The sequence below is a fragment of the Streptomyces viridosporus T7A genome (assembly GCF_008704515.1).
GTDB lineage: Bacteria > Actinomycetota > Actinomycetes > Streptomycetales > Streptomycetaceae > Streptomyces > Streptomyces viridosporus.
Genome location: NZ_CP023700.1, coordinates 1,218,892 through 1,234,200 on the forward strand (window position 1 = coordinate 1,218,892; position 15,309 = coordinate 1,234,200).

The 15,309-nt window shown below is 73.6% G+C and carries 15 protein-coding genes; 7 read left to right on the forward strand and 8 right to left on the reverse strand.

Going from position 1 to position 15,309, the window contains the following annotated elements:
• Nucleotides 1–3: 3 nt before the first annotated feature.
• Both sfnG and CP969_RS34585 read right to left on the reverse strand, forming a co-directional pair.
• Nucleotides 4–1,122, reverse strand: a complete 1,119-nt coding sequence (sfnG, locus tag CP969_RS05760; RefSeq protein WP_004991838.1) for a dimethylsulfone monooxygenase SfnG — start codon at nt 1,120–1,122, stop codon at nt 4–6.
• 181 nt (nt 1,123–1,303) lie between these two features.
• Nucleotides 1,304–1,396, reverse strand: a complete 93-nt coding sequence (locus CP969_RS34585; RefSeq protein ID WP_352159845.1) for a putative leader peptide — start codon at nt 1,394–1,396, stop codon at nt 1,304–1,306.
• 128 nt (nt 1,397–1,524) lie between these two features.
• Between CP969_RS34585 and CP969_RS05770 the strand changes: the two genes are divergently transcribed.
• Entirely contained in the window at nt 1,525–2,487 is a 963-nt protein-coding gene (locus tag CP969_RS05770; protein WP_004991835.1) for a LysR family transcriptional regulator, read from the forward strand.
• Here the strand turns inward: CP969_RS05770 and CP969_RS05775 are convergent.
• The 3 genes from CP969_RS05775 to CP969_RS05785 form a co-directional block, all read right to left on the reverse strand.
• Nucleotides 2,429–2,608 (reverse strand): hypothetical protein, encoded by a 180-nt coding sequence (locus CP969_RS05775; protein ID WP_026085389.1) that lies wholly within the window; start codon nt 2,606–2,608, stop codon nt 2,429–2,431. The two genes, CP969_RS05770 and CP969_RS05775, sit on opposite strands and share 59 nt — an antisense overlap.
• A gap of 202 nt (nt 2,609–2,810) precedes the next feature.
• The gene (locus CP969_RS05780; RefSeq protein ID WP_016827515.1) at nt 2,811–4,898 is read right to left on the reverse strand and encodes an MMPL family transporter; all 2,088 of its coding nucleotides are present in this window, start codon (nt 4,896–4,898) and stop codon (nt 2,811–2,813) included.
• A gap of 117 nt (nt 4,899–5,015) precedes the next feature.
• On the reverse strand, nt 5,016–5,525 hold the full coding sequence (locus tag CP969_RS05785; protein ID WP_004991830.1) for a MarR family winged helix-turn-helix transcriptional regulator: 510 nt from the start codon (nt 5,523–5,525) through the stop codon (nt 5,016–5,018).
• A gap of 160 nt (nt 5,526–5,685) precedes the next feature.
• Between CP969_RS05785 and CP969_RS05790 the strand changes: the two genes are divergently transcribed.
• Nucleotides 5,686–6,126 carry an SPW repeat protein gene (locus CP969_RS05790; protein WP_004991827.1) on the forward strand — a complete coding sequence of 147 codons (441 nt, stop codon included), beginning with the start codon at nt 5,686–5,688 and terminating at the stop codon, nt 6,124–6,126.
• Nucleotides 6,127–6,278: 152 nt separating this feature from the next.
• The gene (locus CP969_RS05795; RefSeq protein ID WP_004991826.1) at nt 6,279–6,542 is read left to right on the forward strand and encodes a GlsB/YeaQ/YmgE family stress response membrane protein; all 264 of its coding nucleotides are present in this window, start codon (nt 6,279–6,281) and stop codon (nt 6,540–6,542) included.
• A gap of 154 nt (nt 6,543–6,696) precedes the next feature.
• On the opposite strand, the gene CP969_RS05800 is transcribed toward CP969_RS05795, so the two are convergent.
• Nucleotides 6,697–7,479, reverse strand: a complete 783-nt coding sequence (locus CP969_RS05800) for a GNAT family N-acetyltransferase (RefSeq protein ID WP_016827514.1) — start codon at nt 7,477–7,479, stop codon at nt 6,697–6,699.
• 132 nt (nt 7,480–7,611) lie between these two features.
• On the opposite strand from CP969_RS05800, the gene CP969_RS05805 reads away from it, so the two are divergent.
• On the forward strand, nt 7,612–8,097 hold the full coding sequence (locus tag CP969_RS05805) for a nucleoside deaminase (RefSeq protein WP_004991821.1): 486 nt from the start codon (nt 7,612–7,614) through the stop codon (nt 8,095–8,097).
• Nucleotides 8,098–8,153: 56 nt separating this feature from the next.
• Here the strand turns inward: CP969_RS05805 and CP969_RS34425 are convergent, their stop codons facing one another.
• Nucleotides 8,154–8,777 (reverse strand): chaplin, encoded by a 624-nt coding sequence (locus CP969_RS34425; protein WP_016827513.1) that lies wholly within the window; start codon nt 8,775–8,777, stop codon nt 8,154–8,156.
• 310 nt (nt 8,778–9,087) lie between these two features.
• Here CP969_RS34425 and CP969_RS05815 point away from each other — a divergent pair, with 310 nt between their 5' ends.
• From CP969_RS05815 to CP969_RS05825, 3 genes are all read left to right on the forward strand, one after another.
• Nucleotides 9,088–10,689: an alpha/beta hydrolase gene (locus CP969_RS05815; RefSeq protein ID WP_026085387.1), complete on the forward strand. Its 1,602-nt coding sequence runs from the start codon at nt 9,088–9,090 to the stop codon at nt 10,687–10,689.
• A gap of 134 nt (nt 10,690–10,823) precedes the next feature.
• The gene (locus CP969_RS05820) at nt 10,824–11,918 is read left to right on the forward strand and encodes a baeRF3 domain-containing protein (RefSeq protein ID WP_004991816.1); all 1,095 of its coding nucleotides are present in this window, start codon (nt 10,824–10,826) and stop codon (nt 11,916–11,918) included.
• A 290-nt stretch (nt 11,919–12,208) separates the two neighbouring features.
• The gene (locus CP969_RS05825) at nt 12,209–13,627 is read left to right on the forward strand and encodes a PP2C family protein-serine/threonine phosphatase (RefSeq protein WP_016827511.1); all 1,419 of its coding nucleotides are present in this window, start codon (nt 12,209–12,211) and stop codon (nt 13,625–13,627) included.
• Nucleotides 13,628–13,723: 96 nt separating this feature from the next.
• On the opposite strand, the gene CP969_RS05830 is transcribed toward CP969_RS05825, so the two are convergent.
• Complete coding sequence (locus CP969_RS05830; protein WP_004991814.1) at nt 13,724–15,217, reverse strand: DNA-binding protein NsdB; 1,494 nt, start codon at nt 15,215–15,217, stop codon at nt 13,724–13,726.
• Nucleotides 15,218–15,309: the final 92 nt, after the last annotated feature.

Here is a 15,309-nt window from a genome sequence, read left to right on the forward strand (position 1 = left end):
TGGTCAGGCGTGGGCGGGGACGGAGGCGGGGCCCGTGCGGTCGGCGGCCTCCAGCTCGCGCACCAGGGGCAGGACGCGGCGGCCGAAGTACTCGACCTCCTCGTGGTAGTGCAGGAAGCCGAGCAGGAAGAGGTCGACGCCGAGCCGCTTGTAGGCGACGATCCGCTCGGCGATCCGCTCCGGGGTGCCGATCAGCCCGGTGCGGAAGCCGTCGTTGTACTGGACCAGGTCCTCGAAGGTGGAGTCCTGCCACATGCCCTTGCCGTCGGCGGTGGACCTCCCCGCCTGCCGGACGGCGGCGCCGAAGCCCTCGACGGCCTCGGTGTCGGCCCGGGCGACGATCTCCCGGAGGGTCTCCCGGGCCTCGGCCTCGGTGTCGCGGGCGATGAGGAAGCCGTTGAGGCCGAACTTCGGGGGCCGCCTCCCCGCCCGGGAGGCGGAGTCGTGGACGTCGGCGATCTGCTCGGCGACCCCGTCGACGTCCCGGCCGTTGGAGAAGTACCAGTCTGAGACCCGGCCGGCCATGGCGCGGGCTGCGGTGGAGTTGCCGCCCTGGAAGATCTCCGGATGCGGACGCCCGGCGGTGCCGAGGGGCTTGGGCTTGAGCGAGAAGCCCCGCAACCGGTAGAAGTCACCGGCGAGTTCGGCGCGGTCCTCGGTCCAGCTCGCGCGCAGGGCGCGGATGAACTCCTCGGCGCGCCGGTAGCGTTCGTCGTGCTCCAGCCAGGGTTCGCCCAGGGCGGTGAACTCGTCCTTGAACCAGCCGCTGACCACGTTGACCGCGAAGCGGCCGTGCGACAGGTGGTCCGCGGTGGCGCCCAGCTTGGCGAGGACACCGGGGTGCCACAGGCCGGGGTGGACGGCGGCGATCACCTTCAGGCGCCGGGTGGCGAGCAGCAGGGCGAGGCTGAAGCTCGTCGACTCGTGCTGCTGCTCGGCGCCGTAACCGGCCATGTAGCGGACCTGGGTGAGGGCGTAGTCGAAACCGTTGTTCTCGGCCAGGACGGCGAGTTCGCGGTTGTAGTCGTACCCCCAGTCGGTGCGCTGCTCGATCCGGCTGGTGACCAGGCCACCGCTGACATTGGGAACCCAGTAGGCGAATTTCAAGGGATCTGCGGGCATGCGGAACTCCTGCCGCGGAATGTCGCGGAATTCAGAGGGATTTCGGGCACGCCGAATTCACGGACCGCCGAAAGGCGCGGAATTCAGGTGGTTCAGGTGATTCGGGTGACGAGGGGACGGACGGCGCGCGGCCTGCGGGGCCGGCGGGCGCTGCGGGAAGGGAGGCGGCGAATCGGGACGATCAGGCCGCGGAACGACAGGAGGCGCTGGAAACGCGCGCGAGGTCGACGTGGCGTCGCCGCGTGAGGTCCAGTCGCATCGTCATGTCCGTCATCGTGGCAGCCGCCGCTCGGGGGCGTCAAGGAAAACCCGACCGGTCTCGTATCGCGGACCATTGAATTTCACGAAGGCGTGACAGGGAAACCCTTGAACGGGATGTTCGGGCACCCGCATTCTGCTGCCGTGCGGACTGAACAACTGGAATACATCGCGGCCGTCACCCGGTGGGGTTCGCTGCGCCGGGCGGCCGAGGAACTGAGGCTCTCCCAGCCCGCGTTGAGCGAGACCGTACGGAACCTGGAGCGCGAGCTGGGGGTCGACCTGCTGGAGCGCAAGCGCTCCGGGGCGACGATGAGCGCGGCGGGCCGGGAGCTGCTGCCGCGCATCGTCGACGTCCTGGACGCGGTGGACCGGCTGCGGGCCGCCGCGGGCGAGCAGCACCGCGTCCGCCGCATGGTGCGCGTCGGCACGGTGAACGCGGCGACCGTGCCGCTGCTGGTGCCGGCCGTGCGGGAGTTCCGCGGCGCGCATCCGCTCACCCAGGTCGAGGTGGTCGGGGCGCAGCAGACGGACATCCACCGGGCGCTGCTGGAAGGGGGGCTCGACCTCGGGTTGGTGAACCACCTGGAGGGTGACGACATGCCGGACGGGTTCGAGTCCACCGAGCTGCTGCGCGGCCGGCCGGTGGTGTGCCTGCACCCGGACAGCCCGCTCGTCGGCCGGGCGGAGGTGTCGGCGGACGATCTGCTCACCGAGCCGCTGATCGCGATGCGCTCGGGCTATGTGATGCACCGTTACGTGCACCGGCTCCTGGACGGCCGCTCCCCGGCGTTCGCGTACTCCACCGACGGCGCCGAGATGGGCAAGCTGATGGTCGCCGAAGGGCTCGGGGTGACGGTGCTGCCGGAGTTCAGCGTCGTCGGGGATCCGCTGGAGCGGCAGGGCGCGCTCGTGTGCCGTCCGGTCGCCGGTGACCGGTCCCGGGTGCTGCTGGTGCTGCGCCGGCGCAGGTCCGCGTCGGTGCCGCTGGCCGCCCGGGCCCTGCACGAGGCGTTCGTGCGGCGGGCCGGGCGGCTGGGCGGTGCGGTCAGTCGTCCTGCGGAGACGGGACCACCACGAGGAACGCGTCCGACTCCAGGTCCATGACGACCGTGGCGGGTTCGCCCTCGGCGCGGTGCCGGGCCGCGCACTCCTCCGCCGGCCAGGACCCGCGCGGGGCACCCGCGGGGAAACGTTCCAGCACCTTCGCTCCCGTCACGGCAGTCATGGGGCGGACACCTCCTGTCGACCTGCGGCCCGAAGGCCGTTCCGTTCCGTATGTTTTCCGTACGTTCCGGCTGCCCGGGATCGGAACGGACATGTCCGGGGACGGGCGCGTACGGGACAGACATGTCCGGGACGGCCGCGTACGGGACGGACCCGCCCGGGACGGGCGCGTACGGGGGGCGCGCCCGTCCCGGGCGGGGGTCTCAGTCCCGCGCCTCCTTGCGTTCCCTGGCGAGCCGGCCCGGCCACCAGGCGACCGGCCCGAGGTCCAGGGCCAGGGCGGGCACCAGCAGGGAGCGCACGACCAGCGTGTCGAGGAGGACGCCGAAGGCGACGATGAAGGCGACCTGTGCCAGGAAGGCCAGCGGGATCACCCCGAGCGCGGCGAAGGTGGCGGCCAGCACCACGCCGGCCGAGGTGATCACCCCGCCGGTGCTGACCAGCCCGCGCAGCACGCCCTGGCGGGCCCCGTGCCGCAGCGACTCCTCCCGGACCCGGGACATCAGGAAGATGTTGTAGTCGACGCCGAGGGCCACCAGGAACACGAAGCCGTACAGCGGCACCGACGGGTCGGTGCCGGTGAAGCCGAACACGTGCGGGAAGACCAGGGCGGAAACCCCGATCGTGGCCAGGAAGTTGACCGCGACGGTGGCGACGAGCAGCGCGGGCATCAGCAGTGAGCGCAGCAGCACGGTCAGCACCAGGAAGATGACGACGAGGACCACGGGGACGATGAGGGTGCGGTCCCGTTCCGCCGTCCGCAGGGTGTCGTACTGCTGGGCCGTGTAGCCGCCGACGAGGGCGTCCGCGCCGGGGATGTCGTGCAGGGCGGTGCGCAGCCGTGCCACGGTGTCCTTCGCGGCGTCGCTGTCGGCCGCGGAGTCGAGGGTGACGTCGACGCGGACCCGCCCGTCGACCACCAGGGGTTCGCCGCCGGGACGTCCGGAGGCCGTCGCACCGGCCGCCGAGGCGACGCCCTCGGTGTTCTCCGCCACGGCCACGACGCGGCCCAGCCGGTCGGCGGCGGCGATGACCACGGTGGGGTTGCCGGAGCCGCCGGGGAAGTGCTCGGAGAGGGTGCGCTGGGCGGCGACCGACGGCGCGTCGTTGACGAAGGTCTCGTCGAGCGGCACGCCCTTGGAGTCGAGGGTCGGCGCGAAGGCGGCGCAGGCGATCAGGGCGGCCAGCGTGAGGGCCCAGACCTTGCGCGGTGCCCGTCCGACGAGGGACGCGACACGCCGCCACACGCCGTCGCCGGTGCTCCGGTTCCCGGTGGCGCGCGGCTTCGCGGGCCAGTAGGCGGCGCGGCCGAGCAGGACGAGCACGGCGGGCAGGAAGGTCAGGGTGCTGAGCACGGCGCAGGCGATGCCGACGGCGCCGACCGGGCCGAGCGCCCGGGTGTTGGTCAGGTCGCTGAGCAGGAGGGCGATCAGGCCCAGCGCGACGGTGGCGGCGCTGGCCACGACCGCGCCCCAGGACCGCAGAAGCGCGGACCGCATGGCGGTGAAGCGGTCGTGCTCGGCCAGTTCCTCGCGGAAGCGGGCGGTGACCAGCAGGGCGTAGTCGGTGGCGGCGCCGATGACGAGGATGGACAGGATGCCCTGGACCTGGCCGTCGACGCGTACCACGTCGTTGTCGGCGAGGGCGTACACCACCGCGCAGGCCAGGGCGAGCGCCAGGACCGAGGACACGATGATCACCAGGGGCAGCAGGACGCTCCGGTACACCAGGACCAGGATCACCAGGACGGTCACCAGCGCGACGGCGAGCAGCAGGCCGTCGATCCCGGCGAAGGCGTCGGACAGGTCGGCCCGGGTCGCGGCCGGTCCGGCCAGCTGGACCGTGGTGCCGGGCACCTTCTCGGCCGCCGTGCGGATCCGTTCGAGCGCGTCGGGGAGCCCGTCGCCGAGCCCGGGGTCCAACTGGACGACTCCCTGCAGGGCCTCGCCGTCCTCGGACGGGATCGCCGGGGAGGTCCTGCCGACGACGCCCGGGGTGTCCACGAGGGAGGCGAGCGCGCGGGTGGCCTCGGGCTGCCGGTCCCCCACCGGGCCGTCCGCGTCGCCGGTCCACAGCACGATCGCCGGCAGGGTCTCGTCCTGCCGGAACGCCTTCTGCTCCTCGATGACCTCCGTCGACTCGGCGCTGCGCGGGAGGAAACCGGCCTGGTCGTTGACGGCCACCTCGCCGAGCTTGCCGGCGTAGGGGCCGAACGCCCCTCCGATGCCGAGCCAGGCGACGAGCAGCAGGACGGGGACGAGCCGGCGGGCCCATCGGGATGAGGCGGTCATCACTCTCCAGGTGCGGTGATAATCATCTCGACGAGAAACAATCTCAATGATTGAAATAGATTGCGGGTGTGATCGTAGACCACACCGGTTCCACTGGTACGGCCGGGCCGGGGGCGGTCAGTGCCGCCCGGGAGCCCCGCGGAGGGCGAGTTCCTCGTTCAGCGCGGTGAGAAACCGCAGGGCGACGGCGAGTTCGGAGTCGTCGAAGCGGGAGAGCGCCGCACCCGCGGCCTGCGCGAGCGGACGGAAGTACGCCCGGGCCGCCGCCTTGGCGTCGGCGGCGTAGTACAGGTGGACCACCCTGCGGTCGGCGCTCTCCCGGACCCGGGTGACGTGTCCCGCGCGCTCCAGCCGGTCCACGCACGCGGTCACGGCCCCGGAGGTGAGCCCGAGGTGCTCCCTGAGCCGGCCGGGGGTCATCGGCTCGTCCGCGTCCAGGATCGCCGCGAGCGCCTGGACGTCGGTGGCGTGCAGCTCGTTGCGGCCCGCGAAGCCGTGGACCATCCGGTTGATCTCGCCGTTCATCCGGCGCAGCTGGACGGCGAAGGCCTGGAGGTCGGCCGCCTCCGGCACCCGGAGCGTGTCGTGCTCCGCCGCCCGCCGTTCCGCGTCGTCTGCTGTGGCCACACGGTCACCCTATAGAAGGCACGGCACCGGGAGGACGCCACCCGCCCCGCTCCTCACGAGCCCTACACATAAGGGAAAAATAAGAGCAATATGAACATACGCGTCTTTTCCTGCACACCGCACCAGACGCGTCAGGTCCGCTAGTCGAAGGAGACGACTCATGGCCAACGTCTCGCACCCGCGCGGCGACATCGGCGCCCACCCCGATGCTCCCGAGATGCGGGCCCGGTACGACCGTGTGCTCGGCGGCCGTGACGTGGCCCTCGTGGACGGGCCGGTGTTCCTGCTCGGTCTGTACTGCGCGGTGTCCCCGTGGATCCTCCACTACACGACGAGCCAGCCCGCGCTCGCGACCCACAACCTGATCGTGGGCATCGCGATCGGCCTGCTCGGCCTGGGGTTCACCGCGGCTCCGGCGCGCATGTACGGCCTCAGCGGGGCCATGTGCGCCCTGGGCATATGGATGATCATCTCGCCGTGGATCGTCGGCCGGGGCCCCGACGCCGGCGTGATCTGGAACAACGTCGTCATCGGTGCCCTGACCCTGGCCCTGGGCACGGTCTGCCTCGCCACCGCGGCCAGGGGCGCGTCCAGGCGGTAGGCACGGCCACCCGGCCGGTCCGCGCCCGTCCGGACCGGCCGCTTTCGCATCCGGGCCCGGGCACGGCCGCGCGGTCCCCGCGGGAACGGGGACTGTCCCCACCGCCCCGGGGCAGAAGCTCTCCAGCGGGAGTCACGAGGAGAAGGGGCGAAATGGAGATCGACGGCATCATCAGTGCCATCGTCATCGGCATTGTCATCGGCGTTCTGGGCCGGCTCGTGGTCCCGGGGCGCCAGCGCATCGGGGTCCTGTGGACGATCCTCGTCGGCATCGTCGCCGCGCTCATCGGTTCGGCGATCGCCGCGGCCCTCGGGGTGGCCGACACCAAGGGCGTCGACTGGGTGGAGTGGTTGATCCAGATCGGTCTCGCCGCGCTCGGAGTGGTCGCGCTGGACCGTGCGAGGGCGCGCCGCTGACCGGCCCCCGGCAGCCGGGGGCGGACACGCAGAACGGGTCCGGAGGCAGGCACCGCCTGGTGCCGCCCTCCGGGCCCGTTCCCGTTCCCGCTGCCACCGCTCGCCGCCGAGGGCCGGGGAGTCCGGGCTCCGGGGCCCCGCCCGGTGCGCCCTCCTACCGTGCCGGCACGTACACGTACGGAGTCGTCGTGGTCAGGGGCGCGAAGCCGAGACGTTCGAGGACGGGGCGGCTCCGGTCGGAGGCGTCGACCTGGAGGTAGCGGTGGCCGCGGTCCGCGGCGACCCGGGCCCGGTGGGCGACCAGTGCGCGGTAGACGCCCCGGCCGCGCCAGGCCGGCACGGTGCCGCCGCCCCACAGACCGGTGAACGGGGTGCCGGGCACCGGCTCCATCCGGGCCGCGCCGACCGGTTCGCCGCCGGCCAGGGCCACGACGGCGACGACGGTGCCGGGGTCGACCGAGAGCCGGGCGAGCAACTGGCGGCGCAGCCGGGACGCGTCGGCGCCGAACGCCTTCTCGTGCACGTCGGCCACCAGCTCGGCACCCGCCCGGTCGGTGACGGGCACGACCCGGACGCCCTCGGGCGTCCCGGTGTCGAGGCGGAGGTCGGTGATCTCGCCGACCATGAGGGTCTCCTCCGGCTCGGGTGCGAACCCGGCCGCCGCGAGCCGCTGCCCGAGGTCCGCCGGCCGATCGTGGCCGTACAGCTTCCACTCGAACTCGCGGCCGAGCGCGGTGAAGTGCGCGACCTGCTCCGCGATCGCCGCGTCCGCGTCCGTCTCGTCCAGGGCGGACCAGAGGACGCCGTTCCAGCCGTGCTCGGGAGCGGTCTGCCGCACCACGCCGCCGGTGCGCTCGACGCGGGCGCCGGGCCCGTCGGGCCGCGCCCCCTCGCGCAGGTCGCGGTCGAACAGGGCGAGTACCGAGGCGTGATCCATGCGACCGACCCCACCACGGGGCCGGTACCGGGGGCAACGGGATTAGGGGGCGGCGTCCGCGGCGGCTTCGCCTCCGCGCGCCCACGGCCTTAGGGTGCTGTCGATCAAGCCGATGCGAGGAGGGCCGGGCCCATGGTCGTGAAGGAAGCCGAACTGCCGCACCTGCGCCGCTGTGTGGAGCTGGCGACCGAGGCGCTGGAGTCCGGGGACGAGCCGTTCGGCTCGGTCCTCGTGGGTGGGGACGGCACCGTGCTCGCCGAGGACCACAACCGCGTGGCCTCCGGGGACCACACCCGGCACCCCGAGTTCGAGCTGGCGCGCTGGTCGGCGGCCCACCTGACGCCCGACGAGCGGGCCGCCGCCACGGTGTACACCTCCGGCGAGCACTGCCCGATGTGCGCGGCGGCCCACGCCTGGGTGGGCCTCGGACGCATCGTGTACGTCGCCTCCTCCGAGCAGCTGGCGTCCTGGCTCTCCGAGCTGGGGGTGCCCGCCCCGCCGGTGCGGACGCTGCCGGTCGCCGAGGTCGCCCCCGGCGTGGTCGTGGACGGCCCCGTCCCGGAACTGGTCGGAGAGGTCGAGGAGCTGCACCGGCGGTTCCACCGCGCACGCGCCTGACCCGCGCGGACCCCGCCGGACGACGCGGGACCCGGGGGCCCGCCCGTTCCCCGCGGTCAGCCGTCCGTCCGCGGGCGGGCGCGGCGGTACAGGACGACTCCGCCGAGGAGGAGCGCCGCACCCGTCGCGAGAACCGGGACGGTGCGGTCGGCGCCCGTCTCGGCGAGGGCGGCCGTCCTCGGCGGGGCGGCCCGGGGCGCCGGCTCGGGGACCGGCGGCGTGCGCGGCGGGGTGGACGCCTCGGGCTCCGGGCGGTCGGGCCGCTCACCGGAGGTGTTCGCGGACACGTTGTCGACGGCCGCGTTCCCGACGCCGACCACGTTCACGCTGTTCCCGCTGACGTTGACCGGGAGGTCCACCGGCAGTTGCACCTGGTTGCCGGAGACCACGCCCGGTGAGCCCTGCGCGCCGCTCCCGGCCGTCGCGCCGCCGGCCGGGCCCGGGGCCCCGGCCCGCTGGTCCGCGTCCTCGTCGGCGCAGGTGTTGCCCGCGGCGGGGTTGAGCAGGCCCACCACGTTCACCGTGTTCCCGCACACGTTCAGCGTGGCGTGCACCGGGAGCTGGAGGGTGTTTCCGGACACCACCCCGGGCGAACCGACCGCGGCGCCCTCCGCGCCGGCGTCGGCGTACGCCGGCATCGCCACGGCCATCGCGCCCGACGCGGCAGCGACGGCGATCACACCGTTCCGAGTAACCCTTCTCATAGGTTCCCTGCCTTCCAGAGTTGGTCGCGGGCACTCGCCCGCACCGGACAGAACGCGCGTGCCGCCATCCGGGTTATGGCTCCCCCGTACGGCCCCGGACCGTTCACTCCTCCAGGGGTCCCGCCGTTCGAAGCCCGGGCGGATCCGTCGAACGCGCGGCTGACGAACACGCGCGGCCGGGCCCCGGACGTGCCCTCGTCCGGCCGACAGGCGGGGGCCGCGGGGCCCGCTTATGGTGGGCGAGGGCGCCGGTCCCGGTCCGCTGCGGGCGCCCCTGGAGGCATCGATGCTGGCCAAGCTCTCCACGCGACCCTCGGCCCGGTGCCGCGCGATGCGGTCCTCGGTCCGGCGCCGCGCGGCCACCGGCGCGGCCGGGCTGGCCCTGCTGGGTGCGGGACTGACGGCCCTCGGCGACACGGACCCGGACCTCGGCCGGTTCTACGACCAGAAGATCAGGTGGACGGCGTGCGAGGGCACGGAGCTGCCCGAGGACCTGCAGTGCGGGAGGATCACCGTCCCGCTCGACTACGCCGAGCCCGAGAAGGGGACCCTCGAGCTGGCCCTCGCCCGCTACCGGGGCACCGGCGACCCGCGGGGCTCGGTGGTGCTGAACTTCGGCGGCCCGGGCGGCTCGGGCGTCCTGGGACTCGCCCACGGCGGCAAGGAGTTCATGGGCCTGACCGACGCCTACGACGTGGTCTCCTTCGACCCGCGCGGCGTCGGCCGCTCCTCACCGGTCAGCTGCGGCACGGAGGCCACCGGCCGGGCGCTGGAGGCGACCGGCGGCGAGGACATGTCCGATCCCCGGGAGGCGCTCGCGCAGTTGCGCGAGGTGGCCGCCGAGTGCGCCGAGCACTCGGGCCCCGTCCTCTCCCACATCGGCACCGTGGACGTCGCCCGCGACCTGGACGTGATGCGTCAGGCGCTCGGCGACAAGAAGCTCAACTACCTGGGCTTCTCCTACGGAACCCGGCTCGGCGCGGTGTACGCGTCCCGGTTCCCCGAGAAGGTGGGCCGGTTCGCGCTCGACGGCGTGGACACGCTGACCGAGCCGCTGACCGAGCAGGCAGTGGCGAGCGCCAAGGGGCAGCAGAAGGCGCTGGAGAGCTTCCTCACCTGGTGCACGCAGGACATCGCCTGTCCGTTCGGGCAGGACCCGCGCGACGCCCGCCGGCAGGTGGTGAGGCTGGTCGAGTCGCTCGACGAGAACCCGGTGCCGACCGACTTCGGTTTCGAGTTCACCGGTCAGGACCTCGCCGGCGCGCTGGGGCAGGGGCTCTACAGCAAGGAGCTGTGGCCGCTGCTGCAGCGGGCCCTCGCGCAGTTGATGGAGGACGGGGACACGCGCGGGGTGGAGGCCTTCGCGACCGGAGGGGTGGCGCCCCCCTCGCCGCGGCCGTCCGACGACCCCCTCGTCGACGAGGGGGAGGTGCCGCTGGACAACCTGCCGGCGGCGCTGATGGCGGTGAACTGCGCGGACGACCCCGACCGTCCCACCGCCGAGCGGCTGACCCGGGACCTGGCCCGGCTGCGCACCGCCTACGAGGAGGCCTCGCCGGTCTTCGGCCGGTACCGGCTCGCCCAGGTGCTGATGTGCCACGGCCGGCCCAAGGGCACCGACTACATCCGCGAGCGGGTCAAGGACCTCGACACGCCGAAGATGCTGCTGGTCGGCACCCGGGGCGACCCGGCCACGCCGTACCGCTGGACGGTGGAGACGGCCGAGCGGCTCGGTGAGGCGGCGGTGGTGCTGGACAACCGGGGCGAGGGGCACACCGGTTACGGGTCGTCCGAATGCGTGCACCGCAAGGTCGACGACTTCCTGCTGTACGGATCCCTGCCGCCGAGCGGCAGTTCCTGCGGTTCCGAGGAGGACGGCCGGCTCTGAGCCGCCCGTGCGGACTCCGCGGGGCCGGACCCGGCGCCTCCGCCCGCCGGCCCGCGCCTGCGCCGGCCCGTGCCCCCGCAGCCGGGCGACATGCCCCGAATGCCCGATAAACGAATCGGCTCTATGGTGCTGTCATGGAGCACGACCTGAGCCCTGCGGCCCTCGCCGAACTGCGTCGGCCGCGGCCCTATCCCGCGGTGTCCGTGCTGACCCCGACGCACCGGCGTGATCCCCTGAGCGCGCAGGACGCCGTCCGGCTGCGCAACGCGGTGAGCGAGGCCAAGAAGCAGCTGGAGGCCGACCCCGCGGTCACCCGGGACCGGCGTGCCGACGTGGCCCGGCAACTGGACCGGGCCCTGTCCGAGATCGACCTGTCGCACAGCGAGGACGGCCTGATCATCTTCGCGGCCCCGGGTGAGCACCAGGTGTGGTCGCTCGCCCGCTCCGTGCCCGAGCGCGTGGTGCTCTCCGACACCTTCCTGACCCGCAACCTCGTCTCCGCCCACACCGCGGAACGGCCGTTCTGGGTGCTGTCGGTGGCCGCCGACCGGGTCACCCTGTGGAGCGGCGGCACGGACCGGGTGGTGGAGGAACGCGCCGGGGGCTTCCCGCTGATCCGGAGCGCGGAGAACTTCGACCCGGAGCGGCTGGAGCGGGTCGGCGACCAGCCGAGCGCCTTCCGCGACGAAAGCACCCGCAAGTTCCTGCGCGAGGCCGACCTCGCGATGGGCGCGCTCCTGCGCGACCACCCCCGGCCGCTGTACGTCACCGGCACGTCCGCCGCCCTGTCCCTGCTGTCCGAGGTCGGTGGCATGACCAGGGACGCGGTGCACGTCCCGCACGGCGGACTCGCGGACAGCACGCCCGACGCGGTGTGGCAGGCGGTGCGGCCGGTGCTCGAGGCCGAGGCCCGCAGGAGCACCGAGGACGTGACCCGGTCCCTGGAGTCCGCCCGCGGGCGCAAGGAGTTCGCGGCCGGGGTCGACGAACTGTGGCAGAGCGCCCGGGAGGGACGGGTGCGGCTGCTGGCCGTCGAGGAGAACTACCGGGTCACGGTGCGCGACACCGGTGACCACCTGGTCGTCGCCGCGGACGGTGACCTGGACGCCCGCGAGGACATCGTGGACGAGATCGTGGAGCAGTGCCTGGAGACCGGCGCCGAGGTCCGCTTCGTCCCGGACGGCGCCCTCGGGGACGCGGACGGGATCGCGGGGGTGCTGCGGTACTGAGAACGGGGTGACCCACCGGTCGGCCGCGAACGAACACCTGACCGTCGAACACGCGAGTGAGCCGTCGCGATTACCCGACGAGTCGTCACTTCACTTGCGTACCATGGGAGTTGGCGATCGAGGCGGCCCCTGGCGCATACCCCGGAGTAACTCCCCGAAGACGGTGGCATATGCCGCGGGCACCGCCTTATCGTGTGTTGCCAAATCCCTTACAGGGCGTCGCGGGCTGTGCCACAGTCGTAACGGTCCCTCCCCGCCCGAAGGCCGTACCGTTCCCATCGGAGTGCGTCATGCCGTCCCACCTCTCCGCGGGCCGCCCAGCCGCCCAGCCGCCAGGTCCCGGCGGTGTCGACGCGCTCATCTCGCAGGCCCGGCGGCTCAAGGGCGAGGTGGACGCCGTGCGGCGCGACACGCCGGCCGACCGGTCGGACCCGCGAAACCGCTGGCAGCGCGCGCTGTACGACCTGGCGCTGCACCAGCTCGACGACCTGGACGAGCACCTGGCGCAGCTGCGGGACGGACCGTCGCCGATGGCCGCGGCCCCCGCGCCCGCGCCGGCCGCCGCACCGGACGGCGGGCCCCTGCTCAGCAGGGTCGGCAGTGCGGAGTGGAACCTGCTCACGGACGAGGCGAGCTGGTCCGGGGAGCTGTACCGCATCCTGGGCCGCGACCCGGCCGCTCCCCCGCTCACCCTCGACGAGCTGCCCTCCCTGGTGCACGACGAGGACCGGCCGAAGCTGACGGCGATGGTCACGGACTGCCTGGTCGACGCCCGGCCCATCGACGGGGAGTTCCGCGTCGTGCGCCCGGACGGCGGCGTACGGACCGTGCACATGATGGGCGAACCGGTGCTCGGTGCCGACGGCAGCACCACCTCGATGTGGGCCGTGCTGCGGGACGTCAGCGAACTGCGCCGCTGCCGACGGGCGGTGAGCGAGACCCGTGACTCGCTGCACCACCAGCGGCACGCCGCCGCGCAGACCGAGCGCCGGCTCGCGGTCGAGCTGCAGGAGGCCGTGCTGCCCCCGTGGCGCGGCTCCCTGCGGCTCCCGCACGGCGGTCCGCGCACCCTGGACCTCGCCGCCCACTACCTGCCGCCGTCGACGGGCACGCCGATCGGCGGCGACTGGTACGACGCCCTGGAGCTGCCCGACGGCACGACGCTGCTCAGCGTCGGCGACCTGACCGGGCACGGGGTCGGCGCGGCCACGGGCACGGCGATGCTGCTCGGCGCCGTGCGCGGCATGGCGATGACCGGCACCGAGCCGGGTCCCCTGCTGGCCTGCCTCAACCGGTTGCTGGACGCCGCCGTGCAGCCGGCCCTGGGCAGCGCCGCCTGTCTGCGCTACCGGCCCGACACCCGCTCCCTGGTGTGGGCGCAGGCGGGACACCCCGCCCCGCTGCTGTTCCGCGACGGGACGGGGCGCGCGCTGGACGCACCGGACGGCGTACTGCTCGGGGCCACCTCCGGTGCCTCCTACGGGCAGGCCGAGGTCACCCTCGAGGTCGGCGACCTGCTGCTCCTGCACACCGACGGACTGGTGCCCGGGCACGCCGGAACCGCGGCCGTCCACCGCCTCCTCGGCCTGGCCGCGCACTTCGCCGAGGCCCGCACCGCCCAGCGCTGCGTCCGCGCGGTCGTACGGGAGTTCGGCGAGAGGGAGCGCGAGGACGGCGCCTGTGTGCTCGTGGCCCGGGTCGCCTCGTAGCGGGCGTCCGGCCGGTCCGTCCACGAGACGTCCGGGCGGTCCGCCGGCAAGGACGACGGCCGCGCGGGGGTCCGGGACCGCGGGTGCCGCGCGCCCTCACGCCTGGGCTCCGGCGGCGCCCTTCCCCCTCGGCTTCGGCAGCGCCAGTCTGATCTCCTCCCTGAGCTCCTGGACCCTCGGGTAGGAGGCGTACTCGGCGGTGAGCCGGTACATCTGGCGCAGCCGGTCCCAGGTGCGGCGCGAGGAGTTGGACCCCATCGACATCAGGGCGAGGCGCGCGTACCGGTCGGCCTGTTCGGGATCGTCCGCGATGAAGCAGGCGGAGGCCATGGACAGGTGGTCGAAGATCTTCGACCGCTCCCGCCCGTCGACGCGCAGGGACAGGGCCTTCTCCGCGTAGTGCCGGGCGTGCGCGGCCGCGCCGGGCTCGAACTCGGCCAGCGTGCGGTAGGCCAGGGCCTGCATGCCGTACAGGTCCTCGTCCTTGAAGGTCTGCATCCAGTCCGGCGGCTCCAGGTCGGCCCGGTCCGAGACGAACAGGTCCTCGGCGCGGCCCAGGGTGCGGCGCATCGCCTGGCCCTTGCCCATGGACGCCTGCGCCCAGGCCTCGATGGTGTGGAACATCGCGCGGGTGCGCGGCAGCACCTCCTCGCCCGAACCCGACTGGGCGAGCTTCATCAGGTCCAGGGCGTCGTCGGGCCGGCCCAGGTGCACCATCTGGCGGGCCGCCCGGGACAGCGCCTCGCCGGCGCGCGGCCGGTCGCCCCCCTCCCGGGCCGCGTGGGTGGCGATGACGAAGTACTTCTGGGCCGTCGGTTCCAGGCCGACGTCGTGCGACATCCAGCCGGCGAGGACGGCGAGGTTGGCGGCGACGCCCCACAGGCGCCGCTGGAGATGGGGTGGGTGGTGGTAGGCGAGGATGCCGCCCACCTCGTTGAGCTGGCCGACCACCGCCTTGCGCTGGAGGCCGCCGCCCCGGGCGGCGTCCCAGGCGCGGAACACCTCCACGGAGCGCTCCAGTTCCTCGATCTCCTGCGACCCGATGGGGGCGGCCTCGTAGCGGTCGAACCCGACGGGTTCGGCGTGCAGGGGGTGGTCGAGTCGTGGAGCGTCGGCGGTCAGGGTCGGATCGGTGTGCAGCCAGTCGTGCATGGCGCTGCTGAGTGCGGATCCCGCGGCGAGCGCGGCGCCCGCGCCCACCAAGCCGCGTCGGTTGAGCATGAGGTCCATTCCCGTGAATTCGGTGAGGACCTCGGCCGTCCGCTCGGGCGCCCACGGCACTCCGTCGGGATGTTCCGTCCTCCCGCCGCGTGGCCGTTTCCCCGCACGCCCGTGCCGGACCAGACCGAGGTCCTCGATGGTCACGACACGGCCGAGACGCTCGGTGAACAGAGCCGCCAGCACCCGCGGTACGGGATCGCGCGGGATTTCCCCCATGTCGATCCAACGCCGCACCCGGGAGGTGTCGGTCGCCAGCTGGGGGTGGCCCATGGCCGCCGCCTGCCGGTTGACCAGCCTCGCGAGTTCGCCCTTGGACCAGCCGGCCAGGCCGAACAGGTCCGCGAGCCGGGTGTTGGGTTGTCCGCTCACGTCAAGCCCCCAGGTTCTCGGCTGAGTTGACAGTAGCCCGGGGAGAGTTGCCGGGCGACTATTCGCCAGGGTTCGCCAGGGTGCGCCAGATG